Source organism: Methylorubrum pseudosasae (assembly GCF_029504475.1).
GTDB classification, from domain to species: domain Bacteria; phylum Pseudomonadota; class Alphaproteobacteria; order Rhizobiales; family Beijerinckiaceae; genus Methylobacterium; species Methylobacterium extorquens.
Map to the genome: position 1 here is coordinate 33,547 of NZ_JAQGDU010000002.1, position 14,849 is coordinate 48,395.

Here is a 14,849-nt window from a genome sequence, read left to right on the forward strand (position 1 = left end):
GTCAGGCTCCTCAGGAACATCAGCCGAGAGATCGAGACATGGGCCGTTTCAACGGGAAGGTCGCATTCATCACGGGCGCGGCCAGCGGCATCGGCCGCGCCGCCGCCATCGCGTTCGCAAAGGAGGGGGCACAGGTCGCGATCACGGACCGCACGGAGGAGGGTCTGGAACGCCTGCGCGCCGAGATCGAGGGGAATGGCGGCGAGGTGATCGCGATCCGGTGCGATGTATCGTTGCCGGAGGACGTCGAGGCTGCGGTCGCCCGGACCGTCGAACGGTTCGGCCGCCTTGACTGCGCCTTCAACAACGCGGGCGTCGAGAACAAGGCTGCCCCCGTCCACGAGATCGCCCTCGACGAATGGGACCGGATCCTCGACATCAACCTGCGCGGCACGTTCGTATGCATGAAGCACGAGATCGCGCAGATGCTGCGCCAGGGCGGTGGCGTGGTGGTCAACACCTCCTCCGGCGCGGGCGTCAGAGGCGTAGCGGGAGGGGCGAGCTACGCCGCCTCGAAGCACGCCCTGATCGGCCTGACCAAATCGGCTGCCCTCGACTACGCGAAGGCGAACATCCGGGTGAACGCCGTTTTGCCTGGGAACATCGAGACGCCGATGATGGAGCGCTTCACGGGCGGCGACATCCAGAAGGCGATCGACCTTGAGCCGGTTGGACGGCTGGGCAAGCCCGAGGAGATCGCCGAGGCCGTCCTCTGGATGTGTTCGGATCTCGGTGCCTTCGTGACCGGCGCGTCGATCTCGGTCGATGGCGGCTGGTCGCTCTGAGCGGCGTTTCCGAAACGACAGAGGAGAGATCGAATGGAGATCAAGCGCAGCGGAAGCCAGGCCTCAGGCCCGGGGCCATCCGAGTGGTTCACCGGCGCGGTTCGGATCGACCCGCTCCATAATGCGCCCGACCCCGCCCGCGTCGCGATGGCGAGCGTGACGTTCGAGCCGGGCGCGCGGACGGCGTGGCACACGCACCCGCTCGGCCAGACGTTGATCGTTACGTTCGGCCGTGGGTGGGTTCAGCGCGAAGGCGGCCCGATTGAGGAGATCGCGCCCGGCGACGTCGTTTGGTTCGAGCCGAACGAGAAGCACTGGCATGGGGCCACGGCGACCACAGCGATGACGCACATCGCGATCCAAGAGCGCCTGGACGGCAAGGCCGTGACATGGATGGAGCCAGTCACCGAAGGGCAGTATGCCGGGCCGTGAACTTCGACCCTCAGATCCGCTTTCGGCGAGACGACGCCGAGAGCGGCTCCTCGTCTGGTCGCGCAGAGTGCGTTTCGATCCGCGCCCGACCTCCCGCGAGGCCGGGCGTGCCCGCCGCGGCGTTGAAGGGGGCGGAAGCGCCCGCTTCAGCAGTCCCGCCCCGAACCGCTCGCGGACGCTGAGATGGCCGCAGTACTGCGCCAGCGGGCAGGGCCGCGGCGTCAGGGCGGCATGGAAATCCGGATCGTAGAGGTTGCCGATCCGGGCCGGAACCATGTGGCAGCGGCGGACCTCGCCGTCGCCCGGTCGGCGCGCAGGTCGAGGTCGAAACAGCCGTCTCCGGCGAACCGCGCGGCGGGATCGACGACGCGGTGGCTCTGGCCGGTCAGCTCGCTATGCGCGAGCACGGTACGCGGCAGCGGCCTCCTGCGGAACGGCCGAAATCGCGCGCATGAAGATATTGCCCCGGCGCCACATGCCCGTCTCTGCCCCTTTCCTAAGAGAAAGGTCTGACTTAAGGGCCGCTCGGCGCTCTTTACCCGGCTTATGATCATGGTGTGCGCCCGGAAAAGGCCATGCCTCGACGGAGCTGCGCCACGGCAATACTCTGCTGGTGCGAGGCTAGCCCGGCGATCGACTGACGGTCAACCGGTAACGGGCGGCCACGGCGCCTCTTTCGAGCCTGATCCGCCCGCCGGCCGGCGTGAGATCCCACCGGGTCGAGGCTCCTCCGCTGGCAGGACAACATTCGGTTGACCTATGGGCTCAGCAGGGTAGAAATCCTAGCGATCCGGGCCTCTCCTGTCTTGCGCACAACTTTAATAGCCTGGAACTGACGACATCTGCGGAGTCGTCATCGCTGTCGTCCGCCGGCATTCCTCGCATGTCCGGCTCATCCGCCTGCGAGCCTTGCGCCTGCGGGCCTTGCCGTCGCCCGCCCGCGCTTCAGGAGGCCGAGCATCCCCGAAGCAACGACTTCGCCCGCGCGCTCGCGTCCGCGTGCCCTGGCGCGCCTCGTCGCGGCCACCGTGTTGCTGCCGCTCGTTCTCCTGCTGCTCGGCCTGTGGGAGGTGCAGCGCGGCGCCGACGATCACGCCGCGTTCGAGGCCGAACAGCAACGGCTGGCCGGTCTCGTGACGCAGATGGAGGCGCGGGCGCCGCGGGACGGGCGCTTCGATCCCCGCCTTCAGTTCCGCTACGAAGGCCGGACCTATGGCGGGCCGCTCGCCCTGGACAAGGCGCGCGAGGCCCGTGACGAGGCCGGGTTCCTCGCCAGGCTCATGGAGTGGCGCCGCGTGCTGCCGCCGGTCGTCGTCGCGGGCGGCGCGCTGGCCGCCGCGCTCTCCCTGCTCGTGCTGCTCGCCGGCGCCGTCCTGGGCCGCCTCGGCCGCGCTTCGCGCGATGCCCTGGTGCGCGGCTTCTCGCTGATGCGCCGGCTGCTTCCCGCGACGCTCTCGCTCCAGATCCTGGCGGCGACGGCGAGCTTCGTCGCCGCCGTGACCTTCGAGGCGGCGGCTCTCCTCCAAGGCGGCTTCGACGGCGGCGCGCTGAAGCTGCTGGCGATCGCCGTCGTCGCGGTTGGGGCCGTGGTCGTCGTCGCCGGCAGCACGGTGCTCGGCCTGCGCCGGGCGCTCGGTGCCTTCGAGCCCGATCCGCTGCCGATCATCGGCCGGACGGTGACGCCCGAACAGGCGCCGGGGCTGTGGCGCCTCCTCGAAGGGCTTGCCGCGCGGCTTGGAGCGCTGAAGCCCGAGGCCGTGGTGGTCGGGCTCACCGAGGGCTTCTTCGTCAGCGCCGGGCCGGCGGTGCTGGAGCCCGGCGGGGCGCGGGTCACAGGCCGGATCCTCTACCTGCCGCTGCCCTATCTCGCCCTGATGCGGGGCGACGAGGTCGCGGCGATCATCGGGCACGAACTCGCCCACTATGCCGGCGGCGACACCACCTACAGCCAGCGCTTCCTGCCGATCTATGCCGGCGTCGAGCGCTCCCTCGATGCGGTGGCCGAGGGCCATCAGGGTTCGCTCGGGCTGCTCGGGCCGTCGCTGCGCCTTGGCGTCTTCGTGATGGAGCGCTTCCACCTCGCCGTGCGCCACTGGAGCCGGACGCGGGAATTCGCGGCCGACGCGGCGGGAGCGAGCGTGACCTCGATCGATGCCTCGGCCCGCGCGCTGCTGCGCACCGGCGCGGTGGGGCCGCGCATCTTCGAGACGCTCCAGGCCGCCGCCGACGCACCCGACGCCGCACCGCCCGACCTCGTGGCCGCCGCGCTCGACCGCGCGATTGCGCAGGGGCTCGACGACCCGGCGGCGCATTGGCAGGAGGAGCAGGCCCACCCGACCGATACCCACCCGCCGACCCGCGAGCGCGTCGCCGCCCTAGGGCGGGCCATCGACGCGGACCTCCTGGCCGCGGCCGGCGCCGTGCCGCCGCCCCACGCGCTCGGGCAGCTCGCCGCCTATTTCGCCGACCCGGCCGGGCTCAGCCGGGCGGCGACCGACGACTTCCTCGCCGCGCTGCGGGCGCAGGATGCGGCGTACCGCGCCCATCTCGAAGCGACGGCGGCGGAGGTCGGCACCGAGGAACGGGTGCTGCGCGCGAACTACCGCTCCCGGGGGATCGCGCTCGCGGTGGGCGGCGGCCTCTTTGCCGTCATCGCCCTCGCGATTGCGGTGTTCGGCGTGCCGGGGATTTCGCCGAAGGATAACGGTGTCGTCCTCGCAATCGCGCTCGGCTTCGCCGTGCTCCTCGGCGGGGCCGGCGCCCTCATCCTGCGCCGGGGCGAGCCCGTGACGCTGATCCTCAGCCCCGAGGGGCTGAAGGCGCCGGGGCTCGACCGGACGATCCCGTGGGATGCCATCGCCGACCTCGACATGACGTTCAACCAGACGGGCATCCTTACGCGTCTGCTGCTGCCGCCCGAGGCGGACTGGCCGCAGCGCAGCCCCGGCCGGCACGGGATCAAGCTCGACGCGAAGCGCCGCGTCGTCACGCTTCCGATCGGCCTGCCGCGTGGGATGAAGCCGCGGGATTTCGCCGAGCTGATCGGCCGCTACCAGATGGCCGCGCAGGCCCGGCGCCTCCTCGCCGAGACCGCGGCCAGCGCGCAGCGATCCTCCTCCAACCCCCAACGCGCCGAGGCTCCATGACCGCATCGCCCGATCGCGCCGAACCCTTGCGGCTGCCGCCCCAGGGCCAGGGCTGGATGGCCACCTTCTGGGTGCTGTTCGGCGTCGTGGCGCTCGCGGCGCTGCTGGGGGCCTGCGCCCTCTACACCGCGCCGGCCCTGGTCTCGGACTGGCAGGTCCGCGCGGCGGCCGAGCCGGTGGCGGAGGCCCGGATCAGCGACGGCAAATGCAGCTCCAAGATCGCGATCCACATCTGCGACCTCACCCTGAGCCTGCGCCGACCCACCGGCACCGTGACACGCCGGGTGAACTACGTGTTCGCCGGCCTGCATGTCGGCGATTTCGGCGCCGGGCCGATGGCCGATCCGGCGCGCCCGGATCTCATCACCACCGATCTCGGCCTCGACCGGCTGTGGAACCGCACGATCACCCTCGCGGTGATCATGGCCGCGCTCGCGGCGGCGATCGTCGGGGCGCTCCTCTCGCTGGTGCGCAACCGGCGCGCCGCCTCCGGTGCGGCCGGGTAACGGGCGGTCCCGGCCGGATCAGCCCTCCGCATGCGCGGCCGCATCGAGCGCCTTCCGCACCGCCGGATCGCGGCCGTAGCGCTGCCGCAGCCGCTTCGCGTCCGCCTCGATGGCGTTGCAGCGCAGCGTCTTGACGGCGGCGGCGATCTGCCGGCCGCGGGCCGCATCATAGGCCTCCTCTCCGGACCAGTGGTTGCAGCCCATATGCCGATCCAGATAGGTCACGACCTCGGCGGGCAGGCTCTTTCTCTCCGCGGGCGAGAGGGCCGGATCGGCCCGCACCGGGGCGGGCAGATGCGCGAGCATCAGTGCGGTGAAAAGCGCGGCGGTCCACGATCGGGTCATCGTCACACTCTTCCCTTCATGGTTGCGGCCCCGCTCGGCAGGGATTCGACGTGAGACTGAGATGACGCCCGGACGCGCACAGCCTCTATCCTCCTGCGCCGCCCTTGTCGGGCTTTCGACCGGCTTCTTCGTTGCGCTCTCGGTCGGGCTCCTCGCCCCGGCCGCGGCCGAGGGCTGGAACGCGGCGCGGTTCGATCCGCCCGCCAAGGTCGAGACCGCCACGGATGCGGAGGGCCGGGAAATCACCTGCACCTTTTATCCCGATCTCGTCATCCGCGAGAGCGACACCGGCACGCCCGAGCCCGGGGATGCGGCGCTCATCCCGATCCGCGGCGGCCCGCCCGTGGCCTGCCGCGCCGCGCCCGGCCCGAGCGCGCGTACGCTGGAAACCGGCGGCCAGCGCTTCATCGGGCGGGCGGACGGGTTTCTCGTGTTCGAGGATGCGAGCACCAACGGCACCATGCCTTTCGCGGTGATCGATGCCGGAACCGGCCGCAGGCTGTTCACCGACACGACCACCTACGACGGCATCGACAGCTTCGCGGCCAAGGGCGCGACGCTGCGGCTCGGCTTCCGCCGCGGGGTGCAGGCCCCCTGCTCGATCCCGGAAGGGGGCGCGGCCTGCTGGGCGCGGATCGTGCGCGAGGACAAGATCCCGGCACCGGTCGCGGCCCTGCCGGTGCCGGCCAAGGCCTGCGCGCAAGCCTACCGCGCCGGCAAGGCTCCTAAGGATACCCCGAGCATCGTCTCCTTCCCGGTGCGGCTCGTCTGGACCGGCAGTCTCGCCATCGAGGCCGACGGCCCGGTGCGATGCCTGCCGACGCCGTGACGGCGCACCCGCTCTTTACCCCCGTGCCCGCGATGCGGGCCGCCCTTCGAGGAGAAACCGCCGCATGATCTCACGCCGCAACGCGCTCGCCGCCGCCGCGACCCTGCTCTGCGCCTCCGCGGCCTGGGCCGAGCCGACGCTCGGGCTCGCCGAACGCCGGGCGATCGCCGCCTACCGCGAGAGCCGCTACCCGGCGCAGGAGAAGGCGATCCAGGAGGCCGCGGGCTTTCCCGTGCCGGTCGAGGTGGCGTGGGACCAGATCACCCTGCCAGGCGACGCGAAATACTATGCCGACGAAGGCTATTTCGAGAAGACCATCTTCGAGCCGATCGCGGCCGGGCTGAAGGAGGTCGGCAAGGACAAGATGGGCCGCGAGGCGCTGCAGGCGAAGCTGAAGTCGATCCGCATCCGCTTCGACGAGAAGACGGCGCCGGCCTCGAACTACCCGAACGGTCTGAAATTCGATGGCGGCGTCCTCGACGTGAACTGGCGGCCCTTCTCCAACGTCGCCGACTTCAAGGACCGGGTGGCGGCGGTGGTGCAGGTGCTGGAAAAGAACCTGTGATCCGGCCCGAACCGGGTCCGGCCCCGGAGCGCGGTGCCTACCTCGTGCGCCACGATCCGGTGGCGATTCTGGAGCGGCGGGACGGCTGGGTGCGGGCGCTCTACCGGCGCGGCGCGAAGCCGGTCGCGGGTTGGCTGCCGGAGGCCGACCTCGCCCTGGCCGCCGCGCCCTGAAGCGCCGCGGCCGATCCCTCCGCGGGCAGAGGCCCGCCCACCGCGTGAATTGAGGCCCGCCGTGAACGAGCGCATGAACGACCGTATGAATGCCCCCTTGCGCGCACGCTTCGGCGAACTCTGGGGTCGGACGGTGCGGGGGAACGGTGCCGAGGCGGCGTGGCGGGCGCTCGATGCCGGGTACGGGGAGGCCGGGCGCTACTATCACGGCTGGCGCCACATCGCGGACCTGCTCGAAGGGCACGACGCGGTGCGGGCGCTTCCGGACTTCGCCGCGCTCGATCACGACGCGATCGATCTCGCGATCTTCTTTCACGATGCGGCCTACGACCCCGCCCGCACCGACAACGAGTGGTGCAGCGCCGCCTTGCTGCTGACCCACGCCGGACCGGCCGCGGAATCCGGCCCGATCCGGGCGGCGGAGGCGATGATCCGCGCGACCGCCGCGCACGCGCCGAGCGACGACACGGCCATGCGGCTGATGCTCGACCTCGATCTCGCGGTGCTGGGCGCACCCCGCCCGGTCTACGAGGCCTATGCGGCGGCGATCCGGCGCGAATACGCTGCGGTTCCCGAAGCGGCATGGCGGTTCGGCCGCGCGGGTGTGCTTGAGCGCTTCCTCGCCCGGCCCGGCCTCTACCAGACCCGCCCCTTTCGCGACCGCTTCGAAACAGCCGCCCGGACCAACCTCGCGGCCGAGGCGGACACGCTCCGGGCTCGTCTTGTTGACTTCACCGCACTCTGATCCGGGCAGATCGTCTCCCTCGGCCCGGTCCGGTCAGCGGCGCAGGCCTGAGGCTCAATCGCCAGGTGTCCAGTTGATCTTGGGCTTCTGCGACAGAATCCGCTCGAAGTAGTTGGCCACCGCTTGCGCGCCATCCGCATGCATCATGGCAACCGGATGCGCGAGGTAGGCCCGGGCCAGATCGAGCGGGATCTCGCCCGCTTGGAGTGCCGTGAGCACCGCGTCGATGAAGGCGTCGTTGGCCTCGTTGAAGTCGCCGGACAGCTTCTTACGATCGTTCAGGGCCTTGATCGGCATTGTGTGGCTGTTCCTGTCGCTGGGGCGAGCCGCGCTCCGGCCGCTCCTGTCGGAATGCCCTACTCTCGGCAGCCGGAGCCAGCCAGCCCGGATGCGCGAATCGGCGCGTGACCGCCTGCCGTTCGCACCGCGTGCTCGCCCGGCCCGCTCGCCACCCCCAGGACCCGATCGCGGCGCGGCAGGACATCTCGGAGCACATCGAGATTGACCGCCCCGTTGCGGGCGGCGGCCGGGGCGAACAGAGCCGCGTCGGCGGCACGCTCGCCGTTCACGATGCCTCTCCTTGCGAACACTGGACCGGTCGGCGGCCTGACAGGGCGATCCGTCCGTGCGCCTCCCTCCCGCCCCAATCAAGCCCTGTGTGGCTCGACCGAAAGGGCGGCACCGCCTCACCCGCGAGCCCGCGGCCTGGACGTCGACGACGCACTTCTACTCCACCCAAGGCAAACCGGTCTTGAACGCACCCCATCGCGCCGACACAGCGCCGCGCCTCAGCCCGGCCGAGATCCGCTCCATCATCATCGGCCTCGTCGCCGCGATGCTGCTCGCGGCCCTCGACCAGACCATCGTGGCGACCGCCATGCCGACGATCGGGCTCGAACTCGGGGACGCCGCGAACCTGCCCTGGATCGTCACGGCCTATCTCCTGGCCTCCACCGCCGTCACGCCGCTCTACGGCAAGCTCTCCGACATCCACGGCCGGCGGATCATGCTGCTGATCGCGATCACGACCTTCAGCGTCGGCTCTCTGCTTTGCGCGCTCGCCCCGACGATGATTGCGCTGGCGCTCGCCCGCGGCCTTCAGGGCATCGGCGGCGGTGGCCTGATCGCGCTGTCCCAGATCATCCTCGCCGACATCCTCTCAGCCAAGGAGCGGGCTCGCTATCAGGTCTACATTGCGGGCGTGTTCGCCCTGTCCTCGGTGGCTGGCCCGCTGCTCGGCGGCTTCTTCGCCCAGCACCTGCACTGGTCGGCGATCTTCTGGATCAACCTGCCGATTGGGCTTGCCGCCTTCATCCTCACCAACGACAAGCTCAAGCTCCTGCCCCGCAACGAGCGGCGGCACAGCGTCGATTATCCGGGCGCGGCGCTCCTCGTCGTGAGTTCGACCAGCCTGATGCTGGCCCTGAGCTGGGGCGGCGTCCGCTATCCCTGGGGCTCGGCACCGGTGCTCGGGCTCGCCGCCTTCGGTCTACTCAGCGGGGTGGCCTTCGCGGCTCGCCTCGCGACCGCGGGTGAACCGCTGATCCCGTTGAGCGTGTTGCGCGACCGCGTCGTCACCAGCGCGACGCTCGCCGCCTGCTTCGCCATGGGCACCCTGATCGGGCTCAGCATCTACGTCCCGATCTTCCTCGAGGGCGTCATCGGGCTCGATCCCAGCCGCTCGGGCCTCGCGATGGTGCCGCTGATGGTCGGGACCGTCGTGGGTGCCACCCTCTCGGGCCGCTCGATGGCCTATCTCCGGCACTACAAGCGCCTGCCCCTGGCGCTGCTGACGCTGAGCGTCGGCGCCTGCGGGCTGCTCGCCTTCATGGGGCCCGAGCTTCCGCTCTGGTTCACCGAAATCCTGTTCGTGCTGCTCTCGATGGGAATCGGCACGGTGCTGCCGCTCTCGACGATCGTGGTCCAGAATGCCGTCGCGCCGCAGCAGCTCGGCATCGCCACCGCCTCGATGAACTTCTTCCGCTCGCTCGGCGGCGCCCTGATCGTCGCGATCTTCGGCACCCTCGTGCTTGGCGGGGCGGGCGGGGCCGGGGAAAGCGCGGTGCACGACATGGCCGCGCTGATCCGGGGAGCCGATGCCAGCCAGCTCGGGCAGACTTTCCGCCTCGTCTTCCTCGCCGCCTGCTTCGGCCTCGTTCTGGCGCTCGGCTGCCTCAGCCTGGTCGAGGAGCGCCCGTTGCAGGAGACCGTCGGCCATGGGCGCGACGGGCGCGGTCAGAGGGACTGACTCATCCTGCCTCTTCGCGAGCGAGAGGGATCGGCCGCCGGCCCTTCGACCGGCGCATGGTCCGTGTCGATGCAGCCCGAGCCTGAGGCGTGCATTGGCAGTCTCATGCGGCGCGCCGCCTGCCTGACCCCGTCACCCGTCCGTGATGTCGCAAGGGTCGCCGCGTCACGCGAGCTCTTGGTCGCGCGTCTCGGTGCAACCGAGGGCTCAGGTTTCGAAAGGACAAGTCCTTTCGCGGGTCCAGGGCAGAGCCCTGGATAAAGGAAAGCCGGGGCTCTGCCCCGGCTCCCCGCCAAAAGGATGATCCTTTTGGAAACCCAACTATCGGGAGGCGAGCGCCTTCGGCAGGCGGAAGGCCCAGAAGCTGCCGCCCTGGTTGATGCCAGCCGTCGTCTTGGCGACTTCGCCGCCCCAGAGCGGCACCGCGCCACCCCAGCCGGCCGCGACGCCGATCCACTGCTCGCCGTCCTGCTCCCAGGTGATCGGCGAGGCGACGACGCCGGTGCCGACCTGGAACTTCCAGACTTCCTCGCCGGTCTTGGCATCAAACGCCTTCAGGAAACCCTCGGGCGTTCCGGTGAAGACGAGGTTGCCCGCGGTGGTGAGCACGCCGGCCCAGAGTGGGGCCTTGTTCTTGTACTCCCACACGACCTTCTTGGTCGCCGGGTCGATGGCTTTCAGCGAGCCGATATGGTCCTCGAAGGTCGGCTTGATGGTGAAGCCGGCGCCGAGATAGGCGGCGCCCTTCTTGTAGTTCACCGGCTCGTTCCAGATATCCATGCCCCACTCGTTGGAGGGCACGTAGAACAGCCGGGTGTCGGGGCTGTAGGCGATCGGGTTCCAGTTCTTGCCGCCGAGGAAGCCCGGCGTCGCGTAGACGGACTTGCCCTTCTTGCCGTCCTCGGACTTGGCCGGGTCGCCGGGGCGGTTGGCGTCGTCGTAGATCGGGCGCCCGTTCTCGTCGATGCCCTTGGCCCAGTTGATGTTGGACACGAACGGCGTGGCCGACAGGAACGCCCCGTTGGTGCGGTCGAGGACGTAGAAGAAGCCGTTGCGGTCGGCGGTGGCGCCGGCCTTCACGGTCTTGCCGTCCTTCTGCATGTCGAACGGCACGAACTCGTTGACGCCGTCGTAGTCCCAGCCGTCATGCGGCGTGGTCTGGAAGCCCCAGACGATCTCGCCGTTGTCGGGGTTGATGGCGAGCCGCGAGGCCGACCACTTGTTGTCGCCCGGGCGGAGCGCCGAGTTCCACGGGCCCGGGTTGCCGGTGCCGAAATAGATCAGGTTCAGCTCGGGGTCGTAGGTGCCACCGAGCCAGGTGGCGCCGCCGCCGAACTTCCAGGTGTCGCCGGGCCAGGACTCGTTGGCCTTGCCGGTCATGGTCGAGGGCTTGCCGTTCAGCTCGCCCATATGGCCCTCGATGACGGGCCGCTTCCACACCACCTCGCCGGTCTCGGCATCGCGCGCCTCGACGCGGCCGACCACGCCGAACTCGCCGCCCGACACGCCGGTGATGATCTTGCCCTTCACGATCATCGGCGCAGCGGTGTAGCTGTAGCCGGACTTGAAGTCGTCGATATCCTTGCGCCAGACGACCTTGCCGGTCTTCTGGTCGAGCGCGACGAGCTTGGCGTCGAGCGTGCCGAAATAGACCTTGTCCTTGTAGAGGGCGGCGCCGCGGTTCACCACGTCGCAGCAGGGCAGAATGCCCTCGGGAAGGCGGGCGTTGTATTCCCACTTCTTCTCGCCGGTGCGCGCATCGACGGCGTAGAGGCGCGAATAGGAGCCGGTGACGTAGAGCACGCCGTCCTTGACCAGCGCCTGGCTCTCCTGGCCGCGCTGCTTCTCGCCGCCGAAGGAGAACGACCAAGCCGGGACGAGGCCCTTGATGTTGTCGCGGTTGAGCGTCTTGATCGGGCTGAAGCGCTGCGCCTGCGGGCCGAGGCCGTAGGTGACGACGTCGTCCGTCGTCTTGGCGTCGTTGAGGATGTCCTGCTCGGTCACCTCTGCGATCGCGGGAAGGGCGAGGCCGACGCTGAGGGCGGCGAGCCCCACCGCCGTCAGGAAATGGTTCCGCATTCTCATGTGGCGTGTCCTCCGTGGATCATAGGGGCCCCTGTTCTTCAGGGACTGCGAGGCTTCTCTGTCCTGACCGACTCGGCCGGCTGCCTCTTGGAGACGAAGCCTAGAGCGCTTCTCAGCAAACTCTTATTGGCCTTTGGTCGAACGCTGTCCTGATCCGCTCGTAGTCTGTGCGAGCAGCACCTTCCGCCCCGCCTTCGAGGCAGGACGAAGACGCTGGCGAACGGACAGGCCGACAGCCTTCGGGGCTTGCAGGGCGAGGCTGCCTGCGCTGGCGAAGACCGGCGGGGAGATCAGTACCCTTGCGGCGCGGTGTAGGTGACGCCGTAGGTCGCGCAGATCGCCTTGAGGCGTCCCTCCTGCGCCAGGGCGGCGAGGGCATCGCCGACCGCGTAGGCGAGGTCGCGGGAATCGCTGCGCACCGCGCCGCCGAGATCCCAGCGCGTCCGCACGAGCCCGGGGATCGGCACCTCGACCACGGGATTGTCCTCCCCCGCGGCGCCGGCCGCCGCCAGCGCCGCCTCGATTCCCGCGCGGGTTCCGGCCAGGATCGGAGTCTCGCCGGCGAGGTAGGCCTTCGCCGCCTCGTCGAAGCTGCGGAAATGCCGGACATTGCCGCGGAAACGGCCGCCCTCGGCGTTCATCAGCAGGCTGTCGGACGCGCTCGTGCCCTCCACCGCGACGCTGTGGCCCTCCAGGTCGCGCACGCCCTCGAACCCCTCGATCCGGCCGCGGTGATAGGCGAAGGCCAGCCGCTGCTCGAAATAGGGATTGGTCAGGAAGATCTGCTCATTGCGGGTGGCCAGGATGCGGTCATGGGGCACGTGCAGCATCAGGTCGGCGAGCGGCGTGCCGGCGAGGTCGCCCCGCCACAGGTTCAGCCGGAAATCGCCGTCGACATTCTCGCCCGCATCCACCACCCGCAGGTCGAGCTTCAGCTTGAGCCGCTCGGCGATGGCCTGGGCGATGTCGGCGTCGATGCCGCGGGGCGAGGCCTTCCCCGCTTCCGAGAAGGGCCGGTTGTCGTCGTAGATCGCCACGCGCAGGACGCCGGAGGCCGTCACCTCGTCGAGCGGACGCGCGAGCGCCGGCCCGCCCGCGAACGCTCCGGCGACGGTCAGGCAGACGAGGGCGGCGAGGCCGCGGCGGGACAGGACACGCATCGGCGACAGGTGTCCTACTCTTCGTGCTTGGCTTCGATGTAGGTGCGGATCGCCCACAGGGCCTCCTGCGACAGCACGCCCTCAAAAGCCGGCATCTTCATCACGCCGTTGGTGGTCGCGCCGTGGCGGACCCGCTCGACGAAGTACTCGTCGCCCTCCTTGCCGAGCGGAAGGTAGCGCAGGTCCGGCGCCAGACCGCCGGAGATCACCTGAAGGCCGTGGCAGCGGGCGCAGTTCTGGTTGAACCCGGAATCACCGATGGTGATCGCCTTCGCGTCGCCGCGATAGGGATTCTCCTCGCGCCACGTCTCGCCCAGAGGCGCAAGCCCGGCGGTATCCACGGGCTGCGGCTGCACATCGCCGTGGCCGAGGGCGGCGGAGACGGACAGGACAAGGCCGACGGCGAGGAGCCCGCCCTTGAGGGGTGCAGCCTTCATTCTCATTCCTCCCATTCTTGAAGGGAGGGTTAGCAAGCGCGCCCGGCCGAACCCATTGTGCTTTGGTGGGGGGCGGTCGGTAGCACCTTGGTCCAATACCGGGACTGCCCCGTTCGCACGTATCACTCTCCCAACAACAATCGGGAGGCGAGCAGAGCGCGATGCTGGCGCGGCTCGGGAAACGGCACGGCGGCCCGCTTCGGGCAACGAAGCCGCGGCGCAGGGCGCGCGGCGTCGGGCTGCTTCTGCTCGGCCTGCTGCCCGTCGCGGCCCAGGCCGAGCCGCTGGCGATCCATTACCTCGAGCGGCGCATCGAGCGCCCGACGCCCCTCAACAACGAAGACCCAATCCCCGATGACGAGGGGCTGAAGGGGGCCGAACTCGGGCTCAAGGATTCGAACGCCACCGGTCGGTTCGTGTCCCTCGGCTTCCGCCTCGACAGCCGCGTCGTCGAGCCCGACGAGGATCTTCGCGCCGCCTTCCGCGCGCTGGGCGAAAAACCCCGCTTCGTCGTTCTGAATGTGCCGGCCGAGGACGTGCTGGCGCTCGCCGACATGCCCGAGGCCAAGGGCACCGTGTTCCTCAATGTCGGCGCGCCGGATTCGCGTTTGCGCGAGGCCGATTGCCGGCCTCGACTGCTCCACGTCCTGCCCTCGCGGGCAATGCTCGCCGACGCGCTGGTGCAGTTCCTCGCCTACAAGCGCTGGACCCGCATCCTGCTGCTCTCCGGCCCGGCTCCGGCGGATGCGCTCTACGCCGAAGCGTTGAAGAGGAGCGCCAAGAAGTTCGGCGCGCGGATCGTCGCCGAATCCCGCTTCGACCCGCAGGGGGGAGACACCCGCGACACCGCTCTGCGCGAATTCGTGCTGCCCACCCGCGGCCCGGAGCACGACGTGGTCGCGGTGGCCGACGAGGCGGGGGCGTTCGGGGCGAACCTCGTCTACAACACCGCCGCAGCCCGGCCCGTGGTCGGCACGCAGGGGCTCACGCCTGCGGCCTGGGGCCGTCCGGTCGAGGCCTGGGCGGCGGTGCAGCTCCAGACCCGGTTTCGGCGGCTCGCGGGGCGGGCGATGCGTCCGATCGACTATGCCGGCTGGATGGCGGTGCACGCGCTCGGCGAGGCGGCGGTGCAGGCGCGCAGCACCGATCCCGACACGGTGGCGGCCCTCATGCTGTCGCCACGCTTCGAGGTCGGCGGCTTCAAGGGGCGCCCGTTAAGCTTCCGCGCCTGGGACGGGCAGTTGCGCCAGCCGGTCTTCCTGCTCTGGCCGGGCGCGGTGACCGCCACCGCGCCGATCGAGGGCTTCCAGCACCACCGCACCGAACTCGACACGCTCGGCCCCGACGAGCCGGAAAGCGCGTGCCGGGCTTTCCGGAAACCGGGCTGATGCGC

Annotated in this window: 16 protein-coding genes; 10 read left to right on the top strand and 6 right to left on the bottom strand. The window is 70.2% G+C overall.

The features are described 5' to 3' along the window. Window positions 1-38 precede the first annotated feature (38 nt). From M2437_RS01010 to M2437_RS01025, 4 genes are all read left to right on the top strand, one after another. Entirely contained in the window at window positions 39-785 is a 747-nt protein-coding gene (locus tag M2437_RS01010; RefSeq protein WP_253389146.1) for an SDR family NAD(P)-dependent oxidoreductase, read from the top strand. Between the two features lie 33 nt (window positions 786-818). Further along, the gene (locus M2437_RS01015) at window positions 819-1,217 is read left to right on the top strand and encodes a (R)-mandelonitrile lyase (protein ID WP_253389147.1); all 399 of its coding nucleotides are present in this window, start codon (window positions 819-821) and stop codon (window positions 1,215-1,217) included. Between the two features lie 1,028 nt (window positions 1,218-2,245). Continuing rightward, window positions 2,246-4,363 carry a M48 family metallopeptidase gene (locus tag M2437_RS01020; protein WP_253389148.1) on the top strand — a complete coding sequence of 706 codons (2,118 nt, stop codon included), beginning with the start codon at window positions 2,246-2,248 and terminating at the stop codon, window positions 4,361-4,363. Then, on the top strand, window positions 4,360-4,869 hold the full coding sequence (locus M2437_RS01025; RefSeq protein WP_003602785.1) for a hypothetical protein: 510 nt from the start codon (window positions 4,360-4,362) through the stop codon (window positions 4,867-4,869). The genes M2437_RS01020 and M2437_RS01025 overlap by 4 nt, the downstream gene beginning before the upstream one ends. Window positions 4,870-4,887: 18 nt before the next feature. Here M2437_RS01025 and M2437_RS01030 read toward each other — a convergent pair whose 3' ends face one another. Further along, window positions 4,888-5,214 (bottom strand): hypothetical protein, encoded by a 327-nt coding sequence (locus tag M2437_RS01030; RefSeq protein ID WP_147019658.1) that lies wholly within the window; start codon window positions 5,212-5,214, stop codon window positions 4,888-4,890. 61 nt (window positions 5,215-5,275) lie between these two features. Between M2437_RS01030 and M2437_RS01035 the strand changes: the two genes are divergently transcribed. The 4 genes from M2437_RS01035 to M2437_RS01050 all read left to right on the top strand — a co-directional run bounded on the left by M2437_RS01035 (window position 5,276) and on the right by M2437_RS01050 (window position 7,526). Next, the gene (locus M2437_RS01035) at window positions 5,276-6,043 is read left to right on the top strand and encodes a hypothetical protein (RefSeq protein WP_253389149.1); all 768 of its coding nucleotides are present in this window, start codon (window positions 5,276-5,278) and stop codon (window positions 6,041-6,043) included. Window positions 6,044-6,107: 64 nt separating this feature from the next. After that, window positions 6,108-6,608, top strand: a complete 501-nt coding sequence (locus tag M2437_RS01040) for a hypothetical protein (protein WP_253389150.1) — start codon at window positions 6,108-6,110, stop codon at window positions 6,606-6,608. Then, window positions 6,605-6,781 carry a hypothetical protein gene (locus M2437_RS01045; RefSeq protein ID WP_015950233.1) on the top strand — a complete coding sequence of 59 codons (177 nt, stop codon included), beginning with the start codon at window positions 6,605-6,607 and terminating at the stop codon, window positions 6,779-6,781. Before M2437_RS01040 ends, M2437_RS01045 begins: the two co-directional genes overlap by 4 nt. 73 nt (window positions 6,782-6,854) lie before the next feature. Further along, window positions 6,855-7,526: an HD domain-containing protein gene (locus M2437_RS01050; RefSeq protein ID WP_253389151.1), complete on the top strand. Its 672-nt coding sequence runs from the start codon at window positions 6,855-6,857 to the stop codon at window positions 7,524-7,526. A gap of 54 nt (window positions 7,527-7,580) precedes the next feature. Here the strand turns inward: M2437_RS01050 and M2437_RS01055 are convergent, their stop codons facing one another. Both M2437_RS01055 and M2437_RS01060 read right to left on the bottom strand, forming a co-directional pair. Beyond that, window positions 7,581-7,823 carry a hypothetical protein gene (locus M2437_RS01055; protein WP_015821983.1) on the bottom strand — a complete coding sequence of 81 codons (243 nt, stop codon included), beginning with the start codon at window positions 7,821-7,823 and terminating at the stop codon, window positions 7,581-7,583. A gap of 59 nt (window positions 7,824-7,882) precedes the next feature. Next, a complete protein-coding gene (locus M2437_RS01060) occupies window positions 7,883-8,095 on the bottom strand; it encodes a DUF938 domain-containing protein (protein ID WP_309247845.1) in 213 nt (70 codons plus the stop codon). A gap of 182 nt (window positions 8,096-8,277) precedes the next feature. Here M2437_RS01060 and M2437_RS01065 point away from each other — a divergent pair, with 182 nt between their 5' ends. Beyond that, the gene (locus tag M2437_RS01065) at window positions 8,278-9,774 is read left to right on the top strand and encodes an MDR family MFS transporter (protein WP_253389152.1); all 1,497 of its coding nucleotides are present in this window, start codon (window positions 8,278-8,280) and stop codon (window positions 9,772-9,774) included. A gap of 321 nt (window positions 9,775-10,095) precedes the next feature. On the opposite strand, the gene exaF is transcribed toward M2437_RS01065, so the two are convergent. The 3 genes from exaF to pedF form a co-directional block, all read right to left on the bottom strand. Further along, window positions 10,096-11,859, bottom strand: a complete 1,764-nt coding sequence (gene exaF / locus M2437_RS01070; protein ID WP_003602767.1) for a lanthanide-dependent ethanol dehydrogenase ExaF — start codon at window positions 11,857-11,859, stop codon at window positions 10,096-10,098. A gap of 290 nt (window positions 11,860-12,149) precedes the next feature. Further along, complete coding sequence (locus tag M2437_RS01075; RefSeq protein ID WP_253389153.1) at window positions 12,150-13,019, bottom strand: substrate-binding periplasmic protein; 870 nt, start codon at window positions 13,017-13,019, stop codon at window positions 12,150-12,152. Window positions 13,020-13,033: 14 nt separating this feature from the next. Beyond that, the gene (pedF, locus tag M2437_RS01080) at window positions 13,034-13,456 is read right to left on the bottom strand and encodes a cytochrome c-550 PedF (RefSeq protein WP_003602763.1); all 423 of its coding nucleotides are present in this window, start codon (window positions 13,454-13,456) and stop codon (window positions 13,034-13,036) included. Window positions 13,457-13,617: 161 nt separating this feature from the next. Here pedF and M2437_RS01085 point away from each other — a divergent pair, with 161 nt between their 5' ends. Next, window positions 13,618-14,844, top strand: coding sequence for an ABC transporter substrate-binding protein (locus tag M2437_RS01085; RefSeq protein WP_253389154.1), 1,227 nt, complete (start codon window positions 13,618-13,620; stop codon window positions 14,842-14,844). The last annotated feature ends 5 nt before the right edge of the window (window positions 14,845-14,849 follow it).